We start from the raw sequence: 12,263 nt of genomic DNA on the forward strand, positions 1-12,263 counted from the left end.
TTGTCGTTGAGTGCGGCCTGCAGCCGGCCGCGGCTGGCGATGCCGAGCTTCCGGAATGCTTTGCGGAGGTGGTATTCGACCGTGCTGGTCGACAGGTAGAGCTGGCCCGCGATCTCGCGATTAGAGGCGCCGGCTGCTGCGAGCCGGGAGACCTGAAGTTCTCGCGCGGTGAGGTCGTCGATCGGGCGCGAGCGTCGTGAGTCGATGCTTTCGCCGGTCGCGGCCAGTTCGTCTGCCGCGCGGCGGGCCCAGATGTGTGCTCCGATGCCGTCGAAGATGTCGTGGGCGGCTCGCAGAGCGGCAGTGGCTTCGCGTCGGCGTCGGCGCCGTCGCAGCCATTCGCCGTACAGCAGGTGGGTGCGCGCCACCTCGAGCACGGCCGGTGATTCCGCCAGATGGGCCAAGGCCTGGCGGTAGCGAGCGTCGGCCTCGTGCGGGTCGTCGGCAAGCAGAGCGGCGATGCGCTCGACCACACCTCGCATGGCGGGACTACTCGCGGCGACGGCGGTGAACTGCTCGTAGGCTCGGCGAGCGGTGGCGACATCGCCGCTGCGGCAGGCGGCCTCAGCCAGGTCGGGCAGGTTCCACGTCGTCGTTGGGCCGAGGACATCCAGTTCGGCGAGTGCGAGAGCCCGAGCCAGCGCCGCGGCGTAGTTGCCCAGCCCCAGTTCCAGGTGGACGAGCGCACCGTGGGCGACGGTTGCGGGATAGGAACGGGGTAGTGACTCGGCGAGGTGCCGGGAGGCGGTGTCGCGTGCCTTCTGCTCGGGGCCGGTCCAGGCGAGCAGCCACTCTTCCGCCTGTCCGGACGTACCGAGCAACCCGGAGCCCGCGTTCGACGTCTCCACCGCTTCGGCGGTGAGCGCTCGGGCTTCGTCGAACCGTCCGGTGCCCACGGTCATCGCGGCGTGCACGGCCAGTGCTAGCGGCAGCAGTGTCAGGTTGTCCCGTCGGCGGCACTGGTTCACCCATTCCCGGGCAAGTTCGACGGCGAGGTCGAGTCCGCCGAGCTCGGAGGCGGTCACGGTGGCCAGGTAGAAGCCGCTCATATTGACCGGACCGGTCTGGTGCAGCACGGCGTCGCATGCCCGCAGAAAGGCTGGAGCCGCGGCGGGGAGCCCGTCGAGGACCCGGGTCGCGTAGGCATCCAGCAGGTGGTCGACCGCGGTCATGGTCTCCACCGGCGGCAGGGAGCGGGCCTCCCGGACGGCCTCGCCGACGTCGTCGGGGCTGAGGCTGGCGGCGAGGTCGAGGGCGTCGAAGAGGGTGTCGCGAGTCAGGCGCGGGGAGATGTCGCGCACAAGACGCGACGCTGCGAGCTGCGTGGCGTATGCCTCGTGGGCGCGGCCGGCCAGCATGAGCTGCCCCGCCTGGATGCGCAGCACGGAGGCACGATCGACAGGGTCGGTGATCCGCGCCGCCGCCTGCTGGAGCAGCTCGCCGGACGCCGTACCGCCACCGCCGAGGAACACACCCTCGGCGATCCGTAGCAGCCGCCGGCCCAGGTGCGCCGGGTTGACTGTCAGCTCCGCCGATCGGGTCGCCAGGCGCAGCGACGCCGCATATCCGCCGCGAGCCCGAGCCGCCATCGCCGCGGACTCGAGAACTGCCGCCACCTCTTCGTCGGGTCCGGCTGCGGCTGCGGCGAGATTCCAGGCGCGCCGCTCGGCGAGGTCGTCGGTCTCGGCGAGTGCCCGGTGCACGGCCCGCCGATCAGTGGGAGAGGCGCTCTGGTAGATCGCCGAGCGGATCAGCGGATGCCGGAACAGGGGCCCGGGCGCCAGCTCGACCAGCCCCGCGCTTTCCGCTGGTGCGATGTCGTCCGGCGTCACGTGGAGGATCTCCGCCGCCCGGCGCATCAGCGCCCCGTCGCCGGACGACTCCGCCGCTGCGAGCAGCAGGGCGAGCCGGGCAGCCGGTGGCAAATCGTCGATACGTCGCTGGTAGACGCGGCCCAGCCGTACGCCCAACGGCAGCGGATCCGGCAACGGCGCCCGGCCGGTGCGCTGATCGTCGGAGAGCTCGCCGGCCAGCTCGATCAAAGCGAGGGGGTTTGCCCCGGTCGAGGCCACGAGGGACCGGGCGATGCCTTCGTCGATCCGGTCCGCCGTGCGCCGCAGCAGCTCCGCCGCCGGTTCCTCGTCGAGTCCGGTGAGCCGGAGTTCTTGCAGGCCGCCCAGCCGTACCGGGCGCTCGTCGTCGCGGACCGCCACCACCAGGGTGATCCCGTCGGAGAGAAGGCGGCGCCCGACGAAGCCGATGACGTCCTGGGTCTCCTGGTCGAGCCATTGGGCGTCGTCGACGGCACACATCAGGCCGGTGCCGGCGGCGGTGTCGGCGAGCAGGGTGAGCGTGGCCAGGCCTACCAGGAAACGATCGGGCGGTGGCCCGTCGTCGAGGCCGATGGCCGCGCCGAGTGCCTTTTGCTGAGGCGCGGGCAGATCCGGCAGGCCGTCCAGCAGCGGCCGCAGAAGCGCCTGCAATCCGCCGTACGCGAGATCGGCCTCCTGCTCGAATCCGGTGACCCGGATCACGCGTAGCTGCGCCTTCTGCGCGGCGGCGACGGCGTACTCCAGAAGTGTTGATTTGCCGATGCCGGCCTCTCCACGCAGCACCAGTGTCGCGCTGCTGCCGTCCTGCGCGGCTTGCACGGATTTGTCGATGATCGCGACCTCCGCGGCCCGTCCCAGCAGTGGCAGCGAGGTCGCGCTCATGCCGGCCAGCCTACCTGTGCACGTCCGGACGCAGCGTGTGCGCTCAGAACACTTTTCCGCCGTTCCGCGCCGCCTAGCGTCGCCCCTGTCGCGCTTGACGATCCCATTCGGAAGGAGCGCAGATGGCACAAATCAGCCAGTACGACCACGCCGAGGCGTTGGTCGACGGCGCGCACGAGGTCTTCGGCTTTCACCCGGGTTACCGGGCGCTGCACGCCGACGGCCGGCTCTATCGCGGCAGCTTCACCGCCTTGCCGATTGCTCGCCACTACACCCGCGCCGCGCACCTGCAGGGCGAGACGGTGCCCGCGACCGTGCGGTTCTCCAAGGGTGGCGGCAACCCGGACGCGCCGTTCGGGGCCACGGTCGGGATGGCCACCCGGTTCTACCTTCCGAACGGGCGCACCACCAACCTGGTAATGCTCAGCCAGCTACTGTTCCCGGCGCGCAGGCCGGAGGATCTGCTCGCGGCAATCGCGCTGGCCGCGCCGGCCGAGCCGGGCGGACCTCTGAACAAGGCGGCGCTGGCACCGTTCCTGGCCGAGCACCCCGAGGTCGGTCAGGTGTTGCAGATGCGGGCGGCGGCGCTGGCACCGACCAGTTTCGCGCACAGCGAGTTCCACGCCGTGCACGTCTTCCGGTACGTCAACGCCGACGACGTCGTCACCAATGTGCGCTGCCATTGGGTGCCGCACGCGGGGGTGCGGGGGCGCCCGGTGCAGGAGCTGGCGGCGCTGTCGCGCGAGGCGCTGCTCGACGAGTTCGACGCCCGCCTCTCCGGCGGCGGCGTGCGCTTCGGCCTGGTGCTGGAGATCGCTGTGGAGGGTGACCCGCTCGACGACGCGACCGCGCTCTGGCCGGCTGACCGGCAGCGGGTCGCGATCGGGACGCTCGAGATCACCGCGCCGGTGACGTTGTCGGAGCTGGGCGACCCGGAGATGAACCACGACCCCACGAAGGTCACGGACGGGATCGAGCTCAATGACGACCCGATCCTGCAAGCACGCCGCGGCGTCTACGAGGTCTCCGCGGCCTATCGCACGGGCGGATGGCATTCCTGCCCGTTCGCCAAAAATGAAGGGAATCAGCAATGACCGACGATCTGACCGGGCATGCCCAGCCCATGACCGACCAGCCCGACGGCCCCGGCAAGCGCATCGGCAAGAAGGGCGAGCTGACGATCGTCACGCCGCTCACCCCGAACGGCGGCAAGATCTTCCGCGAACGCCAGGCGGACATCCAGGCCAAGGCCGGGTACTGGGAGCCGATCGTCGCGACCGTCGAGAACTTCCGCATCCAGCTCTTCGACGACGACACCCGCATGATCATCACATTGGTCTACGACGGCGACTTCCTGCCGTACCTGGCGGATATCGGCCGGGCCCACCCCTGGCTCGACGAGCTGTTCCTGGACGTCGTCGACGGCTACAAGGGCTACAACGATCCCGGCACCAAGGATCTGGTCGTGTCGAGGTCGTATTCGGCTGACGTCTTCTTCCACGCCAACCCGGACAAGACCGTGAACGACGTGAAGAAGATGTCGCGCCTGAGCGACGCGTTCGCCGAGATGCTCGACGCCGCCAGCTGACCCGACGGTTGTGCGCGCTCCCGCCGGCGGCGAACCGGGGCGGGGGCGCGCCCGGTGAAGGAGAACCATGGAGCTGGAACTCGACCAGATCCAGGGCACCGTCCTGCGGGACCGGCCCTTGCCGTACGTCGGCACCTACCTGCTCTACGAGATCAATGACGCGGTTCAGGCGCGGACGATGCTGGATCGCCTGATCCCGCACGTGACGACTGCCTCAGGGTGGCAGAAGCCGGACTCCGGCGCGTGGCTGAACGTCGTCTTCACCCACGACGGGCTGCGCCGTATTGGCCTGCCGCGGGACATCCTCGACGGTTTTCCGCGCGAGTTCCGCGAACCGATGCGCGAACGCAAGGAATTGCTGGGCGATGTGGGCGACAGCGACCCCGCGTACTGGGACCTGCCGCCGCACGGCAGTTTCGACGTCGGGTTGCTGCTGATGGCACCGGACCAGGCTTCCTTCGACGCCAAGCTGGCGATCGGGGAGCGGACCGCCGCCGACCTCGACGGCGTGACCAGGGTCAGCCGGCTCGACATCCGCACTCCGGAGAACTTCCGTGAGCACTTCGGCTTCGTCGACGGCATCAGCCGTCCGTTCATCGAGGGCCAGGGTGGCGAGCCGGCGCCGGGGCAGGGCGACCCGGTCAAGGCCGGCGAATTCCTGCTCGGCTACGTCGACGAGCTAGGTGAGCTGGCCACCGGTCCGGGGCCTGAGGCGCTCTGGCGCAACGGCACTTACCTGTCGATCCGCAAGCTGCATCAAAAGGTCGCGCTCTTCCGCCGCTTCCTCAAAGATCGATCGCAAGATTCCTACGGCGAGGAGCTGCTGGCCGCCAAGATGGTCGGCCGGTGGCGCAGCGGCTGCCCGCTTGCGCTTTCGCCGGACAAGGACGCGCCTGGTCTGGCCGCCGACCGTGCACGCCTCAATGACTTCGCCTACCACGACGACGATCCGCAGGGCCATAAGACGCCGCTCGGCTCACACATCCGGCGGGTCAACCCGCGCGACGCCCTGCAGGACACGATCACCGACGTACGCCTGCACAAACTGCTGCGTCGGGGCGCCGCCTACGGGCCGATGCTGCCTGAGGGGGTCCTTGATGACGACGGCGTCGACCGCGGCGCCGTGCTGGCCTTTGTGAACGCGAACCCGGGGCGGCAGTTCGAGTTCGTCCAGTCGCAGTGGGTCAACGACGGCAACTTCATCTCGGCCGGTACCGACCAGGACCCTGTCGCCGGCAACCACTTGGCCGACAGTGATTTCGCCTATCCGGCGAAGCCGGTTCGCCGGCGTCTGCGAGGGCTCCCGGCGTTCGTCGTCACCCGCGGCGGTGAGCACGTCTTCCTCCCGGGTTTGAGTGGCCTGCGTCACCTGGCCGCTCTGAGGGACTAAGGCGATCGCGGATTCGGCCTCCGGCGGAGGCGGCCAGGATCGAAGGCATGGACGGACGGCGGCTGCGAGGACGCGACACAGAGACGGCCGCCCTGCGTGAGCTGCTCGACCTGGTCGGCGATCGCGGCGTCGCGGCGCTGGGGATGGTGTGCGGCGAGCCGGGCATCGGCAAGACCGCCGTTCTCGAAGCCGTCCTGGACGAGGCCGGCGCCCGCGGGCTGCGGGTGTCGCGGGGCAAGGCTGAGGAGAGCGACCAGATCGCGCCGCTGTCGTCGCTGCTGGAGGCCGTGCGCGGGGTGATCGCCCCGGCCGGGCTCGGCGGTGTCGTGCTCGGCCCGGACCAGCAATTCCGGGTCGTCGAAAAGCTTGCCGGTCTGATCGAAACGGTGGCTGAGCAAGGCCCGGTCGTCGTCGCGATCGACGATGTGCAGTGGGCGGATCCGCTCAGCCGGATGGCGTTGCGGATGCTGCCGGCCCGGCTGCGAGCCTCGCCGGTGTGCTGGCTGCTGACCGGTCGCGACGGCTTCACCCACATCGAACAGGTCGTGGAGGCGGCGGCTACCGCCCTGCCCGTGTGCCGGGTCTCGCTCGGGCCGCTGCCGCCGCCGGCCCTGCGTGAGGTCGCTGCCGACGTGCTCGGCCGCGACGCCGACGAGCATGTTCTGGATTTGCTCGAGGGTGCGGGCGGCAATCCGTTCCTCGCCGTCGAGCTGCTGGAAGGCATCGGTTCGGCATCGCCGCAGCGGCTCGTGCTCGGGGTGCGGCGCCGGGTGCGTGACCTGCCGCCGGCCGCCCTGAGTCTGCTGCGGGCCGGGGCCGTGCTAGGGCGCCGGTTCGCCCTGCCCGGTGCGCAGGCGTTGCTCGAGCTGGACATGACCGCGTTGACGGGCGACCTGGATGGCCTGCTCGTCGACGACGGTGAACACCTCGAGTTCCGGCACGATCTCGTGCGGCAGGCCGTCTACGCAGACATCCCGCCCTCCGCCCGCAACGCGTTGCACCGGGCCGCGGCCGTTCACCTGTACCGCACCGCCCAGCGCCCGGTCGACGCCGCCCGGCACCTGCTGGCGGCCACGATCACTGGCGACACGGTCGGCCTTCTCCGATCCGTCGCCGCAGCGGTGGCCGAGTCGCTGCCCTCGGTGGCCGCCGACCTGCTCGTGCGAGCGGTCGATGCCGTGCCCGGCGACGCCGAGCTGACCGAGGAGGCGGTGCGGCGGCTCTGCCGGGCGCACCGGCACCGGGAGGCCGTCGCGTACGCCGAGGAGTCTTCCACCGCGGAGGTCCTGGTGGCGGCCGGGCGTTCGTTCTGGGAGCTGCAGCGCGTGGCCGAGCTGGCCCGGCGTACGTCGCAGGCGTTGGCCACCGGGGAGCTGGCGCCTGTCACCCGCGTACGCCTGGAGTCATTGCGGGCACTGGCGTTGTCGCGGCACACGGACCGGGCCGCGGCGTGGGGTGCGGCCGAGGCGGCCCTCGCCGCCGCCGAGGAACTGGCCGATCCCGCGGCCACGGCGACGGCCATCCTCAGCCTGGTCGAGATGGCCTACAGCGAGGGTTTCAACGCCGTCGCGCTGGCGCACCTACGCCGGTTACGCGGCCTGGATGCGACCGTCACCACCTGGGAAGTCATCATCCACCAGCATCTCGACGACTTCACGGCGGCGCAGCGGCTCATCGACCTGGCCCGGGCCGACTTGCGGATCTCCCCCGCGCACGTGCTGTGGGTGCAGGCCTGCCAGAGCTTCCTGCTGGGCCGCTTCGACGACATGGACGCCGAGTTCCGGACCCTGGCGGAGCTGCCCGAACATCCCTACACCGTGCTGTGCCGGGCGGCCCTGGTGCGCTCGGCTCTGCTGCGCGGCCGGCTGCCGCAGGCCCGCGCGTGGTTGGCCGAGGCACGCGATCGGCTCCACGCGACAACCGATCCGGGTGAAGTCGCCGCGGTGCGCATGGCCGAGGTGTGGCTGGCCGACGCGGAGGGCGATCCGCTGCTCGCGGTGGAGATCCTGCGTGCCCTTCGGGCCGGTGATCCGTCGTGGCTGCTGCATACCCGGCTGCTGCAGCCGTGGGTCGTCTCCGTCGTGGAGGTGGCGCTGCGGGGCCGGGATCCGGAGCTGGCCTCCGAGTTCGCGGCCCAGGCGATGCTCTACTCGGGCCGCAACCCCGGAGCGGTCACGGCGGCCGGCCTCGCCGCGCACGCCGCGGGGCTGGCGGGCGATGACATGGTGCTGCTGGAGCGTGCCGTCGCGGTTCTGGCCGCGAGCCCTCGCCGCTTGATGTACGCCCGTGCGCTGGCCGATCATGGCCGGGCGTTGGTGCGGTCGGGCCGCCGGGCTCAGGGCGTGCTCGGGCTGAATCGGGCCGCCGAGGTGTTCGCCGAGCACGGCGCCGACCGGGAGGCTGCCTTGATCGACGGCCTTCTGCGAGCTCGGGGAACGCCTCGCCGGGGAGCCGGGGCCGTGGCTCGCCGCCCGGGCATCGGATGGGCGGCGCTGACTCCTACCGAAAAACGGGTGGCGCGCCTGGTGGCGGCCGGGCATTCCAACCGATCGGCGGCGGCCGAGCTGGCGATCTCACCGCACACGGTCAACACGCACCTGGGTGCCGTCTTCCGCAAGCTGCAGATCTCCACCCGTGTCCAGCTGGCCAAACTGCTCGTCGACCACGGCCGGCACATACCGTAACCACCGCGGCGGGAGATCCTCAAGCGGGCGTTGCCGGAAGCTGGCTGGTACTACACGCCTCGACCATAGGCGTGCACAGCAGCACCGATCCGGTGCCGCCCGCAAAACTACGGTCGACTCTCCGACATCGACCCGAGGAGTTCCGATGACAAAGCTTTCCGAGCAGCTTGACGATCTGGCCGCGCGAGCCAAGAAGACCAGCGAGACCGTCGACGCGGCGCGGGCCCGCAACAAGGAGGCTCTCGAGGCAAAGCAGGCCGAGCTGAAGGCCGCCGTCGACGCGAAGGCCGACCAGGCGAAGTCGCAGTTCGCCGAGGCCCGGTCCTCGCTGGACAACCACATTTCCGGGCTGAAGACCAAGGCCGAGGCCCGTCGCGCCGAGCGCGACCTCAACCGAGCCGAGCGCGACGCCGACCACGCCGAGGAGGACGCCGCCGACGCGGTCGACTTCGCCCTCTACGCGCTGGACGCCGCCGAGTGGCGATCGTCGACGCCGTGCTGGCTCGGGCCGAGGCCGACGACCTGGCCGCCTCCCTCTGACCCTTCTCCTCTGGGCTCCCGGTCATCGCCGGGAGCCCCGTCGGCGGATCAGGTCGGCGACCAGCGCCGTCCAACCGGTCTGGTGGCTGGCGCCGAGTCCCGGCGCCGTCGTCGCCATCGACAGGGCGTACGAGGCCATCCACCCCGTGGCGTCGGCCTGCTCGAGGCGACCGGCGACCGGTAGCGTGAAGACGTCAAGCGCGGCCCACGCCGTGACGGGCGGGTTCACGTCGCTGAAGCTCCACTCGTACGCCGGCAGTGCACCGTCCGGGTGCTGTCGGCGCTGTAGTCCTCCCGGACCGTGCCCCATTGCCGTTCGCTGAGGTATGGCCCCCACCGCTTCGCGTCGTCCATGTTCGGACCGTAGATTCGGCCGCGGGTTGTCGTGCCGTTCGTGCGCAGCCGGCACCAAGCCGTGCACAGAGGTACCGATCCGGTAGCTCCGGTCGCCTTAACGTCGCCCCACCACAAATTCTGTGAGGAGCCTCAATGCCCGACATCCCCGCCTCGACCTTGAGTCAGATCGAGCGAGCCAACGACTCCGGCCGTACGCCGGTGGTCTTCATCCACGGGCTCTGGCTGCTGCCGAGCAGCTGGGACCGGTGGGCGGAACTGTTCGAGGAACACGGTTACGTCGCGGTGCTGCCCGGTTGGCCGGACGACCCGCAGACCGTCGAGGAAGCCAACGCCCATCCGGAGGTCTTCGCCGGCAAGACCGTCGGGCAGGTCGCCGACCACTTCGCGGCCTGCATCGACGTTCTCGTAAGGAAGCCTGCCGTGGTCGGGCATTCGTTCGGTGGCCTGCTGACTAACATCATCGCCGGGCGTGGCCTGGCCGCCGTCTCGGTGGCCATCTCGCCGGCGCCGTTCCGCGGTGTGCTGCCGCTGCCGCTGTCCGCGCTGCGCTCATCGGCGCCGGTGCTCGCGAACCCGGCCAACCGTCATCGGGCGGTGCCGCTGACCTTCGAGCAGTTCCGGTACGCCTTCGCCAACGCGGTCAGCGAGGAGGAAGCCAAGGACCTGTACGAGACGTACGCCGTGCCGGCCCCGGGTGCGCCGATCTTCCAGGCGGCCACCGCCAATCTCAACCCGTGGACCGAGGCGAAGGTCGACACCGAGAACCCCGAGCGCGGCCCGTTGCTGATCATCGGTGGCGCGCAGGACCACACCGTGCCCCGGGCGATCTGCGAGGCCGCGTATCACCAGCAGCAGAGCAACCCGGGCGTCACCGAGTTCGTGGAGATCCCCGGCCGCGGGCACGCCATCACCATCGACAGCGGCTGGAAAGAGGTCGCCGAGGCCTCGCTGGGATTCGTCAAGCGCTTCGCCTGAGCGTACGCGACTAAGGTTTTCCAGGATTCGGTCTCACCGCCGCTCCGGCAGGCTTGTGGTGTGGAACAACGCCGACTCCGGGGCCGCGATGCCGAGCTGAGCCGTCTCACGGGGGTGCTCGATGCCGTCGCGCGTCGCGGGGCCGGGCGCCTCGTCCTGGTTCGGGGCGAGGCCGGCATCGGCAAGTCCGCGCTGATCGAGACGATCGCGCGACGCGCGGGTGACCGCGGATTCGCGGTCGCCTCCGGCAAGGCGGAGGAGAGCGACCAACTCGCGCCGCTCTCCTCCCTGCTGGCCGCTGTGCGGCGGCTGTTGAGCGGCGACGACTTCGCCGCGCTGGCGGCGCTGCGCGAGCAGCGGTACTGGCTGGTCGAGCAGATCGCTGCCCTGATCGAGACGCGAACCCGCCGCGGCCCAGTGCTTGTCGCGGTCGACGACGTTCAGTGGGCCGATCCGCTGAGCCGGTTCGCGCTGCGGGTGCTGCCGGGCCGGCTCACTGCGTCGCCGGTGTTGTGGCTGCTGGCCGGCCGCGAGGTTATGGAGCCGCCGCCGGGGCCGCCGTGCGACATGGTTGCGCTCGGCCCGTTGTCGGCTCAGGCCGTACAGGAGGTTGCCGCGGACATACTCGGAGCCGCCGCGGACGCCGGCGTCCGCCGGTTGCTGGAAGGTGCCGGAGGAAACCCGTTCCTGGCCGTCGAGCTGCTCGCCGGGCTGACCCGGGACGGGGCTGGACCGTCCTCGATGGTGATACCCGGAGTACGGGCCCGAATCAACGCCCTGCCGCCGTCCATGCAACGGTTCCTGCGAATCGGAGCGGTGCTGGGCCGCCGCTTCCGCCTCGCCGACGCGGCCGCCCTGCTCGGCGTGCCGGAGACCGCTCTGCTGACCGACCTGGAGACCGGGGTGCGGGCCGCGCTGCTCGATGACGACGGCGACAGCATCGCCTTCCGCCACGACCTCGTCCGGCAGGCCGTTTACGCCGACTTCACACCCTCGGCCCGCCGGGCCGTGCATCGTGCCGCCGCGGAGCACCTCCGATCGAGCGGGCGCCGGGCCATCGAAGCCGCCCGCCACCTGCTCATCGGAGCGGTACCAGGCGACCACGACGCGGTGCGGCAGCTGCGCAGCGCGGCCGGCGACGTCAGCACCGCACTGCCCGGGCTGGCCGCCGATCTGAGCCTGCGGGCGGTGGAACTTTGCGACGAGAGCGACCCGGCCCGGTGGGATATCGGCGAGCAGGCGGTCGGGCTGCTCACGCGAGCGCACCGCAACCGTGAGGCGGTCGGCGCCGCCGACCGCCTGCTTGCCGGACAACCTCCCGATGAGGCCGTCGGACGGATCGAAATCCGGGCCGGGCAGGCGCTGCTGGCGCTCTCGCTGGCGGCCGAGCTTCACGCCCGTGTCGGCGCTACTGTGTCGCGGGCCGGTGTCAGCGATGCCGAACGAGCTCGCCTGGAATCCCTGCGGGCCCTCGCGCTGGCGCGGGGAACCGACCCTGGCACGGCCCGCACTGCCGGCCTGAGCGCACTGGCCGCCGGCGAACGGCTCAACGACATCCAGACGATAGCGTTGGCACTACAAGCGGTCGGGGAGTCCGATTTCTCCGCCGGTCACTGCGAACGCGCTCTCGGATACTTCGTCCGCCTGCGCCGGCTGGATCCGGCCGCGATCACCTGGCAGGCCCTGGCCCACCAGCACCTGGACGAGTTCGACGTAAGCCAGAAGCTCCTGACCGAAGCCCGGCTCGACTGCGAACAGCCCGGCAGCCGCCTGCCGCTCGCGGCGGTGCTGTGGGCCCAGGCCAGCCACGACTACCTCCTCGGACGTCTCGACGACCTGTACGCCGGGTTGCGCACACTGGCCGACCTGGATGCGGGTGCCCCGCCCGAGCATGGTTTCGCCACCATCTCGCGGGTCTCGCTGACCCGGGTCGCACTGCTCAAAGGTGACCTGGACGGCGCACGGGCATTCCTCGCCGACGCCCGCCGGCACCTCGGTGACCCGGCAGACCCGGG

General features: G+C 70.9%; 9 protein-coding genes. 7 read left to right on the forward strand and 2 right to left on the reverse strand.

Annotation, left to right across the window (positions count from 1 at the left end; translation table 11 throughout):
• On the reverse strand, positions 1-2,714 hold a 2,714-nt coding region (locus RBH18_RS40150; protein WP_306215763.1), incomplete at its 3' end, for a helix-turn-helix transcriptional regulator.
• A 158-nt stretch (positions 2,715-2,872) separates the two neighbouring features.
• Here RBH18_RS40150 and RBH18_RS40155 point away from each other — a divergent pair.
• From RBH18_RS40155 to RBH18_RS40175, 5 genes are all read left to right on the forward strand, one after another.
• Positions 2,873-3,808, forward strand: a complete 936-nt coding sequence (locus tag RBH18_RS40155) for a catalase (RefSeq protein WP_306215764.1) — start codon at positions 2,873-2,875, stop codon at positions 3,806-3,808.
• Positions 3,805-4,302 carry a hypothetical protein gene (locus RBH18_RS40160; RefSeq protein ID WP_306215765.1) on the forward strand — a complete coding sequence of 166 codons (498 nt, stop codon included), beginning with the start codon at positions 3,805-3,807 and terminating at the stop codon, positions 4,300-4,302. Before RBH18_RS40155 ends, RBH18_RS40160 begins: the two co-directional genes overlap by 4 nt.
• Positions 4,303-4,369: 67 nt before the next feature.
• Complete coding sequence (locus RBH18_RS40165; RefSeq protein WP_306215766.1) at positions 4,370-5,692, forward strand: Dyp-type peroxidase; 1,323 nt, start codon at positions 4,370-4,372, stop codon at positions 5,690-5,692.
• 47 nt (positions 5,693-5,739) lie between these two features.
• On the forward strand, positions 5,740-8,376 hold the full coding sequence (locus RBH18_RS40170; RefSeq protein WP_306215767.1) for an ATP-binding protein: 2,637 nt from the start codon (positions 5,740-5,742) through the stop codon (positions 8,374-8,376).
• Positions 8,377-8,521: 145 nt separating this feature from the next.
• Positions 8,522-9,100: a hypothetical protein gene (locus RBH18_RS40175; protein WP_306215770.1), complete on the forward strand. Its 579-nt coding sequence runs from the start codon at positions 8,522-8,524 to the stop codon at positions 9,098-9,100.
• A gap of 41 nt (positions 9,101-9,141) precedes the next feature.
• Here RBH18_RS40175 and RBH18_RS40180 read toward each other — a convergent pair whose 3' ends face one another.
• Positions 9,142-9,270, reverse strand: coding sequence for a hypothetical protein (locus RBH18_RS40180; RefSeq protein WP_306215771.1), 129 nt, complete (start codon positions 9,268-9,270; stop codon positions 9,142-9,144).
• Between the two features lie 135 nt (positions 9,271-9,405).
• Here RBH18_RS40180 and RBH18_RS40185 point away from each other — a divergent pair, with 135 nt between their 5' ends.
• Both RBH18_RS40185 and RBH18_RS40190 read left to right on the forward strand, forming a co-directional pair.
• Positions 9,406-10,248: an alpha/beta hydrolase gene (locus RBH18_RS40185; protein ID WP_306215768.1), complete on the forward strand. Its 843-nt coding sequence runs from the start codon at positions 9,406-9,408 to the stop codon at positions 10,246-10,248.
• A 60-nt stretch (positions 10,249-10,308) separates the two neighbouring features.
• Positions 10,309-12,263: ATP-binding protein (locus RBH18_RS40190; RefSeq protein ID WP_306215769.1), on the forward strand; the 1,955-nt coding region annotated here is incomplete at its 3' end.

Origin of the sequence: Actinoplanes oryzae (assembly GCF_030757795.1) — a bacterium.
GTDB lineage: Bacteria > Actinomycetota > Actinomycetes > Mycobacteriales > Micromonosporaceae > Actinoplanes.